Genomic DNA, 12,294 nt, shown 5'->3' on the forward strand with positions numbered 1-12,294 from the left:
TGGCATTCATTGGTGACGCAGCGGAAGCAGGGAAACTACAGTTCAGGTAAACAAGGCGTATCACAGCGCTGAATTATTCGGCGGCTTGAAGTTGCGGCCGCAGCGGCGCCGTCGAGAGGCGGTCGAGCAGACGCTGGCGTTCGCCGGCGGCTTTTTCGGCACTGGCCTGCTTGACGTGGCCAAAGCCGCGGATGAGCGCCGGTACCGAAACAAGCGCGGCAGCAACCTCGATCTTGCCCGGCGCCAGCGCGCCGGCGACAAGCTCCAGGTCGGCTTCATAGAGGGCAAGAAGCTGCCGCTCCATACGCCTCTCGGCGCTGTAGCCGAACAGGTCGAAAGCCGTGCCGCGCAGGCCCTTCATCGCCGCCAGCAGGCGGAACCCGTTCATCATCCACCGGCCAAAGCTCGATTTCTTCGGCTTCCCGTCACTGCCGCGCCTGCCCATGATCGGCGGTGCGAGATGGAATTCAAGCTTGCCGTAGCTCTGGAACTGCTTTGCGAGCTCTGCGGCAAAGGAGCCGTCCGTATAAAGCCGCGCCACCTCGTATTCGTCCTTGATCGCCATCAGCTTGAACAGGTTCTTTGCGGCAGCCTCGGTCACCACGGTCGACCCGGGCACAGCATTGGTTTCGGCCTTGCGCAGCGCCGCCAGTCTGTCGGCATAGCGCTTGCCATAGGCGGCGTTCTGATAGGCGGTCAGGAAGGCGACGCGGCGAGCAATGATATCGTCCAGCGTCTCGGCAATGGCGGCAGGCTGCGTGGCCTTGCCCGGCTGGGCGAGAAGGCTGCGGACGAAATCCGGCTGGTGGGCGGCGCGGCGGCCCCAGCGAAATGCTGCGACGTTCATAGCCACCGCCTCGCCGTTGAGTTCGATCGCCTTCTCGACCGCCTCGGCCGACAGCGGCAGGCCGCCGTGCTGGAAGGCGAAGCCGAGCATGAACATGTTGGCGCCGAGCGAGCTGCCGAACAGCGCGGTGGCGGTGCGGGTGGCGTCGAAGAAATGCGTCTTGTTGTCGCCCGCGGCGGTTCGTATCGCTTTCTTCAGCCGCTCTACAGGCAGTAAGAAATCGGCCGAACGGGCGAACTCGCCCGGCATGATCTCGGCGGTGTTGGCGAGGAAGATGGTATGGCCCTCGCGCACCGCGGCCAGCACCTTCTTGGCACCCGAAACGACGAGATCGCAGCCAAGCACAAGGTCGGCTTTGCCGGCCGATACGCGAATGGCGTGGATGTCGTCCGGCGTGCGGGCTATGCGGACATGGGTGAACACGGAGCCGCCCTTCTGGGCGAGGCCGGCCATGTCGATCATGCCGCAGCCCTTGCCTTCGAGGTGCGCGGCCATGCCGAGCACCGCGCCGATGGTGACGACGCCGGTGCCGCCGACACCGTCGATGATCGCCGCCCAGCCTTGTTCACCGAGCGGAAATTGCGCCGGCACCGGCACCCCTGCGAGCGGGTCGGCTGCGCCGGCGATGGCTTCGGCTTTCCTGATCTTGGCGCCGTGCACGGTGACGAAGGACGGGCAAAAACCGTTGACGCAAGAGAAGTCCTTGTTGCAGCTCGACTGGTCGATCTTGCGCTTCCGGCCGAATTCGGTTTCGACCGGCTGGATCGAGACGCAATTCGACTGCACGCCGCAATCGCCGCAGCCTTCGCAGACCAGTTCGTTGATGAATACGCGCTTGTCGGGATCGGGGAAGGTGCCGCGCTTGCGGCGGCGGCGCTTCTCGGCGGCGCAGGTCTGGTCGTAGAGCAGCACCGAGACGCCCTTGACCGCGCGCAACTCGCGCTGGACGAGGTCGAGGTCGTCTCGGTGGTGGATGGTGGCGCCAGCGGGAAATTCCACCTTGCCGGCATATTTGTCCGGCTCGTCGGTGACGATGGCGATGCGCTCGACGCCTTCGGCGCGCACCTGCCTGGCGATCATGTCCACCGTCAGGCCGCCCTCGTGCGGCTGGCCGCCGGTCATGGCGACGGCGTCATTGTAGAGGATCTTGTAGGTGATGTTGGCGTCGGTCGACAGCGCGAAGCGAATCGCCAACACACCCGAGTGGTTGTAGGTGCCGTCGCCGAGATTCTGGAAGATGTGCTCGCGCTTCGAGAACGGCGCCTGGCCGACCCATTGCGCGCCCTCGCCGCCCATGGCGGTGAAGCCGACGGTGTTGCGGTCCATCCACAGCGCCATGAAATGGCAGCCGATTCCGGCGGCGGCGAGCGAGCCGTCCGGCACCTTGGTCGAGGAATTGTGCGGGCAGCCGGAGCAGAAGAAGGGCGTGCGCGAGGCAACGTCTGACGTGTCGGCGAGCATCGCCTGGAACTGGCGCAATTTCGCTACCCGCGCGGCGATCTCCTCCGACGGGCCGATCGTTCTCAAGATCCTCTCGCCGAGCGCGATGGCGATGTCGTTGGGGTCGAGCGCGCCCTTGGCCGGGAACAGCCAGTCGCCGCGCTCGTCCTTCTTACCGACTATGACCGGCTGCGTGGCGGTGCCGTAAAGGTTCTCGCGCAACTGCACCTCGATCAGCGAGCGCTTCTCCTCGACGACGACGATGGTGTCGAGGCCGCGGGCGAAGTCGGCAATGTGCTGCAGGTCGAGCGGCCACGGGCAGCCGACCTTGAACAGCCTGATCCCGATACGATTGGCGACCGCCTCGTCGATGCCGATATCTTCCAGCGCCTGACGAACGTCGAGATAACTCTTGCCGATGGTGACGATGCCAAGCTTGGGGCTGCGGCCGCCTGAATAGACGATCCGGTTCAGCCCATTGGCATGAATGAAGGCCGAGGCGGCGGCGCGCTTGTATTCATGCAACCGCTCCTCCTGGCCGAGCATGTCGATCTCGCTGCGGATGTTGAGGCCGCCGGGCGGCATGTCGAAGTCCGGCACGACGATGTTCAGCCGTTCGAGCGCTGCATCGACCGAGGCCGTCGATTCGACGTTGTCCTTGACGCATTTGATCGCCGCCCAGGTGCCGGCAAAACGCGACATGGCAAACCCGTAGAGACCGTAATCGATGATCTCCTGGACACCGGCCGGATTGAGGATCGGCACCATGGTGTCGACGAACAGGAACTCGGTGGCATGCGCGTTGGTCGAGGATTCGGCCATATGGTCGTCACCCATCAGGGCCAGCACGCCGCCATGTCTGGATGAGCCGGCGAGATTGGCGTGGCGGAACACGTCGCCGGAGCGGTCGACGCCCGGACCCTTGCCGTACCAGACCGAAAAGACACCGTCATGCGTGCCCTCGCCCAACAATTCGGCCTGCTGCGAGCCCCAGCAAGCGGTGGCGGCGAGCTCCTCGTTGAGACCGGGCTGGAAGACGATGTCCGACTGCGCGAGCTGGTTCTTGGCCTTCCACAGCTGCATGTCGAGGCCGCCGAGCGGCGAGCCGCGATAGCCGGAGACGAAACCGGCGGTGTTCAGGCCAGCCCGGCGGTCGCGCTCGCGCTGCATCAGAAGCATGCGGATGACCGCCTGGGCGCCCGACAGGAAGATACGCTCCTTTGCCAGGTCGAACTTGTCGTCTAGCGCGACATTGTGCAGCGTCATCAGGCATTTCCTGTGCGGAGGCCCCGCCTAGAGGTGCGCGGCCAACGTCGGAGTCGAGTGCCTACAGTCTTTCTTCCCTTGCCGGGGAGGTCAAACAAAATCGAAGGTGCCACGCGGTGCGCAACAAATGATCCGTGCGCGGCCGGGTGGCGCCACGAAACGCCTGTCGGGCAGGATGGCCGAGGACGAAAATTCCGGCGACGGTCAGTGCCGCTGGTGACGCATCATGCAGCCTTTGGGCAACTGGGCTTCGGTTCGCCGGGAAGCTTGCCGTCGACATGGCCGGCCAGGTCCTTGTTGAGCTCGTAGACCGGCCCGACCACCAGAGGCCGGTCAGGCAGCACCGACTGGTCGAGCGAGGACGTCAGCGTCGTCTCGAAACTCTGCAGCAGCTTGCCGCTGGAATCCTCGATGCGGATCGACACCGCATAGGGCTTGTCCTTGACGACGCAAGTGAGCGGCGGGCTGGTGAGCGTCACATGCGGCAGCTTCGGCCATATCTTCTGGTTGACGATGATCGGATCACCGCCGGCCGGGTTCTGGAAGGAGACCACGGCGACCTGTCCCTCACCCACTGGCCGCAGCGGATTGAGGGTGATGACGTAGGTGGCGATACCCAGCCGGTAGTTGAACTCGAACAGCTTCCCGGAAATGGCGAACAACTGGTCCTTGCCGGAATCACGGCAAGCGCCAAGCACGGCTGTCGCAAACAACGCCGCGCCGACAACGATCGCGCGCCAAAATATTTTAGACATTGATGACCTCCCTGGCCGCCGTCCGGCGGCGATAGTGACGGTTTGCCTTCTGGCGGTTGCCGCATACCGCCATGTCGCACCAAAGGCGGCTGGAATTGCGGCTTCGGTCGACAAACAGCCAGCTGCAATTGGGACATATCCTCAGCCTGGCGATGGTGTCGTCGCGCAGCAGCGACAGCGCCGAGATGGCCAGCGCTACCTCGAAGGCGACCGGCGTCGCCGCATCGCCGAACGGTTTTCCCGGCGCACCGATTTCGGTGCGGCTTTGTGCGAGGCCATCGGCGCAGGCTTCCAGGAATTCAGGCATGTCGCCGGTGGCGATCGCACCTTTCGACACCGCACGGCGAAACAGCCGATCGGTCGTCTCCCGGATCGACAGCACCATCGGCGCGATCTTTTCAGGCACCGGCGCTTCGAGCCGCCTGCCGCCGAGCTCGGCGGCGCGAAAGCTGCTCGCGGCTTCGGCAAAGCGGGCGATCTCGGCCGGATCTTCGAAACGATCGAAGATTTTCTCCGGATCGTTCCGCAAAACGACCGTGTTCGCCGTGTCGAGCGCAAGCATCCCGCCGGTGAAGCGGTGCGGGGTCCAGGATACTGTCATATGGCGAAATCTAACCGATAAATCGCGTTTGACAAGTTAGATTCCGGGTGCAACGCTCGTGACGGAGGCGACCGCATGCTCTATTTCTTCCAGCAGGTTCTAAACGGGCTGCATTCGGGCGCGCTCTACGCATTGCTTGCCTTCGGCTACGTGCTGACCAACGGCATCCTGCACCGCACCAATCTTGCCTATGGGGCGCTGTTCGCCTTTTGCGGGCATACAATGATCCTCACCGCGGCGTTCGGCTATCAGGCGCTGTGGCTGACGCTGTTTGCATCGGTCGCGCTTGGCGTAGCTGCGGCGTTCCTTTATGCGGCGCTGCTCAGCCATGTCCTGTCGCGAAGCATCTTCGAACCGTTGGCCGACCGTTCGCCCAACGCCATCGTGGTGACGACGCTCGGCATATTGCTGGTCTTGTCGGAAGCCAGCCGTATCGCCGCCGATACCCATGACCTATGGTTGCCGCCAATGCTGGCCCAGACCATCGTCTTCGCGCAGAATGCCAGCTTCAAGGCGACGTTGACGCTGATCCAATTGCTCGATTGCGCCGCCGTGCTGGCGGCCATCGCACTGGCTGCATGGGGCTTCGCATATTCGAGCTTCGGTCGGAGCTGGCGCGCCGTATCCGACGATCCCAAGGCGGCGGCGATGTGCGGCGTCGATGTCCGCGCGGTGTTCCGGCGCGCGGTGCTTTTCGGCGGCCTTTGCGCTGCGCTGGCCGGGGTGCTTGCCGGCTTCTACTACGGCAACATCAGCTTCGGCACTGGTCTGGTCTACGGGTTGAAGATCCTGTTCGTGACGGCAGTGGGCGGCTATCTCTCGCCGCTCCGGGCGGCACTGGGCGCGGCCGCTTTCGGCATGGCCGAATCACTATGGGCCGGCTATTTTCCGCTCGAATGGCGGGACGGCTGGATGTATCTGTTCCTCGTCGCCATGCTTGTGCTGATCGGCGCCGGCCGCGACCAACAGAAGATCGCCTGAACCACATCAGACTTTGGCTGGATGATAGCGCTGCGCGTCCTTAGACATGCAAGGCGCAGCCGCACTTTTGCCGGCCCTCACCTCACAACTGTGTTTATGCGGGCTGTCCCGTGTTGACCCGCCGGACCACGCACTGCATACCGTTGGGCCACAGCGACGCGGCGGACAGGGAACCGGCGCGCTCTGACACAAGGGAGGAATGCATGGCAGGGCTTCTCGCTCTATCCAGGGCCATTGACCGTTTGAACGAGTTCATCGGCAAATGGGTATCGTGGCTGATCCTGTTGGCAATCCTGGTAAGCGCCGCCAATGCCGTCATCCGCAAGGTGTTCGACATGTCGTCGAACGCCTGGCTGGAACTGCAGTGGTATCTGTTCGGCGCCGCCTTCATGCTGGCCGCCGCCTACACGCTGAAGCAGAATGACCATATCCGCATCGATATCGTCTACGGCATGTTCTCGCGCCGCGTGCAGCACTGGATCGACCTTTTCGGTCACGTCTTCTTCCTGATGCCGTTCGTGATGTTGATGGTGGTCTATTTTGTTCCCTATGTGTCGCTGTCGTATCGCAGCGGCGAGATGTCGAACAATTCCGGCGGGCTGATCATCTGGCCGGCGAAGGCGATCCTGCTGGTCGGCTTTTTCCTGCTCGCGCTGCAGGGCATTTCCGAAATCATCAAGAAAATTGCCATCATACGCGGCCAAATGGACGATCCCACTCCGTTCATATCGGTGCACGAGCAAGCCGAACTCGAAGCGAAGGCGCTCGTCGAAGAGGTGCGCTCGTGATCGAGTTCATCGCCCAGAACATGGCGCCGATCATGTTCGCCTCGCTGATCTTCTTCCTGCTGATCGGCTACCCCGTCGCCTTCTCGCTCGCCGCCAACGGTCTGATGTTTTTCTTCATCGGCGTGCTGCTGTCGCCCTATTCGGGTGGCTCGATCAATCTCGCCTGGCCGTTGCTGCACGCGTTGCCGGACAATTTCTACGGCAGCCGGGTGATGTCGAACGATACGCTGCTGGCGATCCCGTTCTTCACCTTCATGGGCATCGTGCTCGAACGGTCCGGGATGGCCGAAGACCTGCTCGACACGATCGGCCAGTTGTTCGGACCGGTCCGCGGTGGCCTGGCCTACGCCGTGATCTTCGTCGGCGCGCTGCTTGCCGCGACGACTGGCGTGGTGGCGGCTTCCGTCATTGCCATGGGACTGATTTCGCTGCCGATCATGCTGCGCTATGGCTACGACCGGCGGCTGGCGTCCGGCGTCATTGCCGCGTCCGGGACGCTCGCGCAGATCATCCCGCCGTCACTGGTGCTGATCGTCCTGGCCGACCAGCTCGGCCGCTCGGTCGGCGATATGTACAAGGGCGCGCTGATCCCCGGGCTCATTTTGACCGGCATCTACATGCTCTACATCCTGCTCATGTCGATCTTCCGGCCGAAGTCGATGCCGGCACTGCCGCTGGAGGCCCGCACGCTCGGCCACGGTGTGCTGTCGCTGCTGGCGGCGCTGCTGGCGGCGGTGGTGGTTTCCTATGCGGCGTATCGCTACCTCGCGCCGAACCATGGCGGCAACGCCGATATCCTCGGCGCCACCATCGGCGTGATCTTCATCTATGTCATGGCGATAATCGATCAGCGCCTGAAGATCAACGTCATGTCGAGGCTGGCGCAGCAGGTGATCATCGTGCTGATCCCGCCACTGGCGCTGATCTTCCTGGTGCTGGGCACCATCTTCCTCGGCATCGCCACGCCGACGGAAGGCGGCGCCATGGGCGCCGTCGGCGCGCTGGCGATGGCGGCGATGAAGGGCCGGCTGTCGCTCGACGTGGTCAAGCAGGCGCTGGCTTCGACGACGCGGCTGTCGTCCTTCGTGCTGTTCATCCTGATCGGCGCGCGGGTGTTCTCGCTGACCTTCTACGGGGTCAATGGCCACATCTGGGTCGAGCACCTGTTGACGTCGCTGCCGGGCGGTGAAGTCGGTTTCCTGATTGGCGTCAACATCCTCGTCTTCGTGCTCGCCTTCTTCCTCGACTTTTTCGAGCTTGCCTTCATCATCGTGCCGCTTTTAGCGCCGGCGGCCGACAAGCTCGGCATCGACCTGATCTGGTTCGGCGTGCTGCTCGGGGTCAACATGCAGACCAGCTTCATGCATCCGCCCTTCGGCTTCGCGCTGTTTTATCTGCGCTCGGTCGCCGCGCGCGTGCCCTATCTCGACCGGCTCACCGGCAAGCAGATCGCGCCGGTCACCACCGGCCAGATCTATTGGGGCGCAGTGCCGTTCGTCTGTATCCAGGTCATCATGATCGGCCTGACCATCGCCTTCCCGCAGATGGTGATGCACTACAAAGGCACCGTCGTCGATCCGGCGACCATCAACTTCCAGGTGCCGGAAATGCCCAGCCTGTCGCCTCTCGGCACGCCACCGGTCGGTGGCAGCACGGCACCCGCTGCGCCCGGTGCGCAGGATCTGTCACAGCCACCGAGCTTCGATGAAAAACCCCCTGCGAAACCGGCGGCACCGGCAACCGATCTGTCGCAACCACCGAGTTTCAAGTGACGAAGGCCGGGCAGCCATGAAGGCGGTGCGACTGGAGCGAGTGGGCGGCCTAGCCGTGCGCGAGGTCGAGAAACCTACCGCCGGGCCGGACGAGCTGCTGGTGCGGATCGAGGCGTGCGGTGTCTGCGGCACCGACCGGCATCTTTTCCATGGCGAATTCCCGTGCACGCCGCCGGTGACGCTCGGGCATGAATTCTCCGGCATCGTCGAGGCGATCGGATCTGCCGTATCCGGCTTTTCCGCTGGCGACCGCGTTACCGGCGATCCCAACATCGCCTGCGGGCGCTGTGCGCATTGTCAGGCAGGCCGGGTCAATCTCTGCGGCAATCTGCGCGCCATCGGCATCCATCGCGATGGCGGCTTTGCCGAATATCTTGTCTTGCCGCAGAAGCAGGCCTTCGTTTTGCCGGGCAATCTGAAGCCGACGCATGGTGCGTTCTGCGAGCCGCTCGGTTGCTGCCTGCATGGCGTAGACCTTGCCGCGATCCGGCCAGGCTCGTCGGTCGCCGTGCTCGGCGGCGGCGTGATCGGCCTGCTGACGGTGCAATTGGCGAAGCTCGCCGGGGCGACGACCATCATCCTGTCGACGCGTCAGGCCTCACGGCGGGCTCTTGCCGAGCAACTTGGCGCAACGGCGACGGTCGATCCCAGCGCTTCCGACGTCACCGATGTGATCGTCGGACCGTCGGGCTTGATGCCGGGCGGTGTCGACGTGGTGTTCGAATGCGCCGGCGTGAAAGAGACAGTCGAGCAGGCGATGCGGCTGGCCAAAGCGGGCGGCACGATTGTCGTCGTCGGCGTGATGCCGCAAGGCATGAAAGCGGCGTTCGAACCGTTCGACCTGCTGTTTCGGGAGTTGAAGGTCCTGGGCTCGTTCCTCAATCCCTTTACCCATCGCCGCGCGGCCGATCTCATCGCCTCGGGTGCCATCGAGGTCGACAGGCTGATATCGCGACAAGTCGGGCTCGACGAGGCGGCGGCGGTCATTGCCAACCCGCCTGCGCCAGGTGAGGTCAAAGTCCTGGTGATGCCCGGCTGACCGCAAACGGAATGCACTGCGGCGCCGGTGTCCCGAAGGAACGCCGGCGCCGCAGAGCAGCGAAGGTCAGAGCTTGCCGTTGCGCTGCTGGACCATCATGAAGGTGTCGTAATTGTATTCGGCCACCTGCGCCCAGAGATAATGCTCCTTGCGGAACGCCTTGATCGAGTCCCAGATCTTCTTGAACGGCGCGTTCGAGGCTTCCATCTCGGCATAGACCTCGTTGGCCTTTTCGAAGCAGGCGGCCATGATCTCCTGGCTGAACGGGCTCAACTTGGCGCCGCCGGCCACCAGCCGCTTCACCGCCGCCGGGTTGAGATAGTCGTATTTCTGCAGCATGTTGGCGTCGGCCGCTTGAGCGGCAGTATGCACCAGCGACTTGTAAGCCGGCGAAAGTTCGTCGTATTTCGCCTTGTTGAACATCAGATGGACGGTCGGTCCACCTTCCCACCAGCCGGGATAGTAGTAATAGGGCGCAACCTTGTAGAAGCCGAGCTTCTCGTCATCATAAGGGCCAACCCATTCGGCGGCATCGATCGTGCCTTTCTCCAGCGCCGGATAAATGTCGCCACCGGCGATCTGCTGCGGAACCACGCCGAGCCTTTGCACCACTTTGCCGGCAAAACCACCGATACGCATCTTGAGGCCGGAAAGGTCGGCGACCGTTTTGATCTCTTTGCGGAACCAGCCGCCCATCTGCACGCCGGTATTGCCGCCCGGCAGCCCGAACAGACCCTGCGTCGCCAGGAACTCGTTGAACAGATCGATGCCGCCGCCATGATAGTGCCAGGCGTTGATGCCGCGCGCGTTGAGCGAGAACGGAACCGCCGCTCCCAGCGCCCAGGTCGGGTCCTTGCCCCAGTAATAGTATGCCACCGTATGGCAGGCCTCCACGGTGCCGGCAGTGGTGGCGTCGGCGGCCTGCAGGCCGGGAACGAGTTCGCCGGCCGCAAAGACCTGAACCTGGAAGTTGCCGTCGGTCGCCTCCGACAGCATCTTGGAAAAGACTTCGGCGCCGCCATAGATCGTATCGAGCGACTTCGGGAAGGACGACGCCAGCCGCCAGGTCACTTTCGGATTGGACTGGGCGATGGCCGGCGCAGCAAGTGTCGCGGCAGCGGCCGCAGCGCCGAAACCGGTGGTGCCGGCCTTGCGGATGAACGAACGACGATCCATGAAGTTCCTCCCTTTTGGATCAACTGACCGACATTCGGGACGCTTCGGCGCCCGGATCGGCTTCGAGCCGACAATACACAGGCAAGGAGTCGAGTCCAGCGCGGCAGCCCGGTTTGAGTGGCGCATTTCGGGGAAATTCACGGCGTTGGGGCAGATCTTGCAACTATAGTCTAAGGTCGATTAACTGGCCTACGCGACACGCCGAAACTTGCCATGGAAATGCGCCTTCGGATCGCCTATTTTGCAGGCAGATAATTCGTTGCACCCGATGGGATCCGGACCAAATGCACCAGCCGCTCGTCGCCATATCGACCGACGTTAGCCAGTTCGACAATTACACCTGGCATGCCGCTCCGCAGCAATATCTTGAAGCGGCGCTTTCGGGTGCAGGCGTGTTCCCGCTGCTCGTACCGTCGTTCGGCGACCGGCTCGACTTCGATGAGCTGCTTTCCGCCGTCGACGGCGTCATGGTCACCGGTTCGAAGTCCAACGTCCATCCCTCGCTCTATGGCGGTGACGCCAGCGAAGCCGACGGCCCCTACGATCCCGCCCGCGACGCCACGACGCTGCCGTTGATCCGCAGGGCTGTGGAGCGCGGGGTGCCGTTGCTCGCCATCTGCCGCGGCATCCAGGAGATGAATGTGGCACTGGGCGGCACTCTTGCCACTGAAATTCAGGAACGCGACGGTTCGCTCGACCATCGAGCGCCGGCAAGCGACAATCAGGATGAGCGTTTCGCCATCCGCCAGACGATTTCGATAAAACCCGGCAGCTGCCTGGCCGGGATCTTCGGCGCCGGCGACATCATGGTCAATTCGGTGCATCGCCAGGCGGTCGACCGGCTTGGGCCGAAGCTGCAGGTCGAGGCGGTCGCCGCCGACGGCACTGTCGAAGCCGTTTCGGTGCGCGATGCACCGGCTTTCGCCGTTGGCGTCCAGTGGCATCCCGAATACTGGGTCAAGTCGGACAGCAACTCGGCAAAGATATTCCGTGCATTCGGCGATGCGGTGCGCCTGCATGCTGCCGCAAAATCCGGCGCGCGCGCCGCGGCAGAATAATCCCGCCGCGCTCGTCAGTCGCCGCTATTGTATGACCATGATCTTTTCCGAAAACCGGTTTCCACTTTTCGGGATCACGGTCTGGCCGCCAGCGTCAGCAGCGGCAGCGCCGGTGCATAGGATTCGTAGCCGTCGCCGTCAGCGACCGAGAACATGACGATCGGATCGGTGCCGTCGGCGCTGAAGGTGACCGTGCCGTCATCCTGCTCTCGCCAGAACTTCGCCTGCTCGACGCCCGGCAACACCCGGCGGCAATTCGCGGCGACCGTCAACAGCGACAAACCTTGCGAAATCTCGGCGCCGCGGCTGACTGCACAAGACGCCTCGTCGCCATTGGCGGTAAGCCTGTAGTTGCCGGACGACGGCGCTGTCTCGTTGGCTGCGAGGCTTTCTCCGCTACCGGCGTAAAACAGCTGGGCGCAGCCGAACAGCGCGGCGACCGCCAGCAATCCGGGAAGCGTTTTCATCCTTTTTTCTCCGCGCATTCCAAGCGCGCCGCGTTCCAAGAGATCAGGAGGCGCGCTTCATCTTGCTCTCATGTCGCTGTCAGGCGGACATACACGAGCGAAGG

The 12,294-nt window shown here is 63.5% G+C and carries 10 protein-coding genes; 5 read left to right on the plus strand and 5 right to left on the minus strand.

Features of this window, described 5'->3' with window-relative positions:
• Nucleotides 1-73: 73 nt before the first annotated feature.
• From NKJ08_RS00180 to NKJ08_RS00190, 3 genes are all read right to left on the minus strand, one after another.
• Entirely contained in the window at nucleotides 74-3,553 is a 3,480-nt protein-coding gene (locus NKJ08_RS00180) for an indolepyruvate ferredoxin oxidoreductase family protein (RefSeq protein WP_352780671.1), read from the minus strand.
• A 224-nt stretch (nucleotides 3,554-3,777) separates the two neighbouring features.
• Nucleotides 3,778-4,308, minus strand: coding sequence for a hypothetical protein (locus NKJ08_RS00185; protein WP_352522518.1), 531 nt, complete (start codon nucleotides 4,306-4,308; stop codon nucleotides 3,778-3,780).
• Entirely contained in the window at nucleotides 4,301-4,909 is a 609-nt protein-coding gene (locus NKJ08_RS00190) for a CGNR zinc finger domain-containing protein (RefSeq protein ID WP_352780673.1), read from the minus strand. Before NKJ08_RS00190 ends, NKJ08_RS00185 begins: the two co-directional genes overlap by 8 nt.
• Before the next feature lie 75 nt (nucleotides 4,910-4,984).
• On the opposite strand from NKJ08_RS00190, the gene NKJ08_RS00195 reads away from it, so the two are divergent.
• From NKJ08_RS00195 to NKJ08_RS00210, 4 genes are all read left to right on the plus strand, one after another.
• Nucleotides 4,985-5,890, plus strand: coding sequence for a branched-chain amino acid ABC transporter permease (locus NKJ08_RS00195; protein ID WP_352522516.1), 906 nt, complete (start codon nucleotides 4,985-4,987; stop codon nucleotides 5,888-5,890).
• Nucleotides 5,891-6,093: 203 nt separating this feature from the next.
• Nucleotides 6,094-6,678 carry a TRAP transporter small permease subunit gene (locus tag NKJ08_RS00200; protein ID WP_352522515.1) on the plus strand — a complete coding sequence of 195 codons (585 nt, stop codon included), beginning with the start codon at nucleotides 6,094-6,096 and terminating at the stop codon, nucleotides 6,676-6,678.
• Nucleotides 6,678-8,450: a TRAP transporter large permease gene (locus NKJ08_RS00205; RefSeq protein WP_352781135.1), complete on the plus strand. Its 1,773-nt coding sequence runs from the start codon at nucleotides 6,678-6,680 to the stop codon at nucleotides 8,448-8,450. The genes NKJ08_RS00200 and NKJ08_RS00205 overlap by 1 nt, the downstream gene beginning before the upstream one ends.
• A gap of 16 nt (nucleotides 8,451-8,466) precedes the next feature.
• On the plus strand, nucleotides 8,467-9,489 hold the full coding sequence (locus NKJ08_RS00210; RefSeq protein ID WP_352522514.1) for a zinc-dependent alcohol dehydrogenase family protein: 1,023 nt from the start codon (nucleotides 8,467-8,469) through the stop codon (nucleotides 9,487-9,489).
• A 66-nt stretch (nucleotides 9,490-9,555) separates the two neighbouring features.
• Here NKJ08_RS00210 and NKJ08_RS00215 read toward each other — a convergent pair whose 3' ends face one another.
• Nucleotides 9,556-10,665, minus strand: a complete 1,110-nt coding sequence (locus NKJ08_RS00215) for a TRAP transporter substrate-binding protein (RefSeq protein WP_023718055.1) — start codon at nucleotides 10,663-10,665, stop codon at nucleotides 9,556-9,558.
• A 284-nt stretch (nucleotides 10,666-10,949) separates the two neighbouring features.
• On the opposite strand from NKJ08_RS00215, the gene NKJ08_RS00220 reads away from it, so the two are divergent.
• Nucleotides 10,950-11,723, plus strand: a complete 774-nt coding sequence (locus tag NKJ08_RS00220; protein WP_352780677.1) for a gamma-glutamyl-gamma-aminobutyrate hydrolase family protein — start codon at nucleotides 10,950-10,952, stop codon at nucleotides 11,721-11,723.
• Nucleotides 11,724-11,797: 74 nt separating this feature from the next.
• Here NKJ08_RS00220 and NKJ08_RS00225 read toward each other — a convergent pair whose 3' ends face one another.
• Complete coding sequence (locus NKJ08_RS00225; RefSeq protein ID WP_352522512.1) at nucleotides 11,798-12,190, minus strand: hypothetical protein; 393 nt, start codon at nucleotides 12,188-12,190, stop codon at nucleotides 11,798-11,800.
• Between the last annotated feature and the right edge of the window lie 104 nt (nucleotides 12,191-12,294).

Source organism: Mesorhizobium sp. M0244, assembly GCF_040321795.1.
Classification (GTDB): Bacteria; Pseudomonadota; Alphaproteobacteria; order Rhizobiales; family Rhizobiaceae; genus Mesorhizobium.

Bases quoted from the DNA above. Each gene is read 5' to 3' on its own strand.
- NKJ08_RS00210 (WP_352522514.1), top strand. From the start codon at position 8,467: ATGAAGGCGGTGCGACTGGAGCGAGTGGGCGGCCTAGCCGTGCGCGAG.
- NKJ08_RS00225 (WP_352522512.1), bottom strand. From the start codon at position 12,190: ATGAAAACGCTTCCCGGATTGCTGGCGGTCGCCGCGCTGTTCGGCTGC.
- NKJ08_RS00200 (WP_352522515.1), top strand. From the start codon at position 6,094: ATGGCAGGGCTTCTCGCTCTATCCAGGGCCATTGACCGTTTGAACGAG.
- NKJ08_RS00195 (WP_352522516.1), top strand. From the start codon at position 4,985: ATGCTCTATTTCTTCCAGCAGGTTCTAAACGGGCTGCATTCGGGCGCG.
- NKJ08_RS00180 (WP_352780671.1), bottom strand. From the start codon at position 3,553: ATGACGCTGCACAATGTCGCGCTAGACGACAAGTTCGACCTGGCAAAG.
- NKJ08_RS00220 (WP_352780677.1), top strand. From the start codon at position 10,950: ATGCACCAGCCGCTCGTCGCCATATCGACCGACGTTAGCCAGTTCGAC.
- NKJ08_RS00190 (WP_352780673.1), bottom strand. From the start codon at position 4,909: ATGACAGTATCCTGGACCCCGCACCGCTTCACCGGCGGGATGCTTGCG.
- NKJ08_RS00185 (WP_352522518.1), bottom strand. From the start codon at position 4,308: ATGTCTAAAATATTTTGGCGCGCGATCGTTGTCGGCGCGGCGTTGTTT.
- NKJ08_RS00215 (WP_023718055.1), bottom strand. From the start codon at position 10,665: ATGGATCGTCGTTCGTTCATCCGCAAGGCCGGCACCACCGGTTTCGGC.